Source organism: Protofrankia sp. CiP1_Cm_nod3 (assembly GCF_982290655.1).
The window spans coordinates 1-1506 of the sequence record NZ_CEVIVD010000023.1; the positions used below are offsets into that span (position 1 = coordinate 1).

1 protein-coding gene is annotated in these 1506 nt (G+C 70.3%); it reads right to left on the bottom strand.

Annotated elements, in window-relative coordinates:
* Positions 1-60: 60 nt before the first annotated feature.
* Positions 61-1080: a phosphogluconate dehydrogenase (NAD(+)-dependent, decarboxylating) gene (gnd, locus tag AC5LUJ_RS07165; RefSeq protein WP_493464680.1), complete on the bottom strand. Its 1020-nt coding sequence runs from the start codon at positions 1078-1080 to the stop codon at positions 61-63.
* Between the last annotated feature and the right edge of the window lie 426 nt (positions 1081-1506).

Genomic DNA, 1506 nt, shown 5'->3' on the forward strand with positions numbered 1-1506 from the left:
GTGAGGTGGTCAGCGGCAGAGGGCCGGGCCGAGGGCAGCCGGTTGCAGGGCGGGGGTGGGTCAGGTGGCTGGCTTCTCGGCGTGGCCGCCGAACTGTCTGCGCATCGCGGAAAGCAGCTTGTCGGCGAACAGGGCCTCGCCGCGTGAGCTGAACCGCTCGTACAGCGAGGCGGTGAGGACGTGGGCGGGGACGCCCTCCTCCACCGCGGCCAGCACCGTCCAGCGGCCCTCGCCCGAGTCGGAGACCCGGCCGCTGAACGACTCGAGCTTCGGGTCCTCGACGAGCGCGGCCGCGGTCAGGTCCAGCAGCCAGGAGCTGACCACGCTGCCGCGGCGCCACACCTCGGCCACCGCGGCGGTGTCGATGTCGTACTGGTAGTACTCCGGGTGCGCGAGCGGGGTGGTCTCGGCGTCGTGCTCGCCGCTGTGGCCCCGGCCGATACCGGCCTTCTCCAGGATGGCCATGCCTTCGGCGAAGGCGGCCATCATGCCGTACTCGATGCCGTTGTGGACCATCTTGACGAAGTGCCCGGCGCCGTTCGGCCCGCAGTGCAGGTAGCCCTTTTCCGCCCTGCTCGGCTCGCCGGCCCGTCCTGGGGTGCGCGGTGCCTGGCCGAACCCGGGGGCGATCGCGGCGAAGAGCGGGTCGAGGTGCGACACCACCTCGTTCTCACCGCCGATCATGAGACAGAAGCCGCGCTCGAGCCCGAAGACCCCGCCGGACGTGCCGACGTCGACGTAGTGGATGCCCCGGCCGGCGAGTTCCTTCGCCCGGTCGACGTCGTCCCGGTAGTAGGAGTTCCCCCCGTCGATGATGATGTCACCGGCGCCGAAGTGCTCGGCGAGCGCGGACACGGTCTGCCCGGTGATCCCGGCGGGGACCATCACCCAGGCGGCGCGGGGGGTGGAGAGTTTCGCCGCGAACTCGGCCAGCGTGGTGGCCCCGGTGGCGCCCTCGGCCTCCAGCTGCCGGATCGCGTCGGCGTTGACGTCGTAGACGACGCAGTCGTGGCCGTGGCGGATCAGCCGGCGCACGAGGTTGGCGCCCATCCGGCCAAGGCCGATCATCCCGAGCTGCACGAGGTCTCCTGTTGGTTGGTTGTCGGTCCGGGGCAGCAGCATCATGATCATGATTTCATGCCGTCTGGGACCTGGATCCCCAGGTCCCAGGGCCGACGGTGACATGATCATGTTGTACTGCCCGGATCCCCGCCGGATGGGCGAAGCCGGTCCGACGGGTCCGGGCGGGCGGCGGGCCCCGGATCACTGGCACGGCACCGTTGGAGGCCAACGGGCCTTTGCCCATTGTCTCCCGGCGTCGAGCCCGTCACCGCGTGACCGGCCGCCAGCCCGATGATCGTTGTGCCACACACGGACGCGCGTTGCGCCGCCCATGAGCCTGATCAGACCATTACCAACAGGAGTGAATTCTGCGCGTCAGGTAGTCGTACGGTGTCGGACAGGGCCGCGGAAGCCTCCCGGCGAAGCGGAAGCCTCACGGCGAAG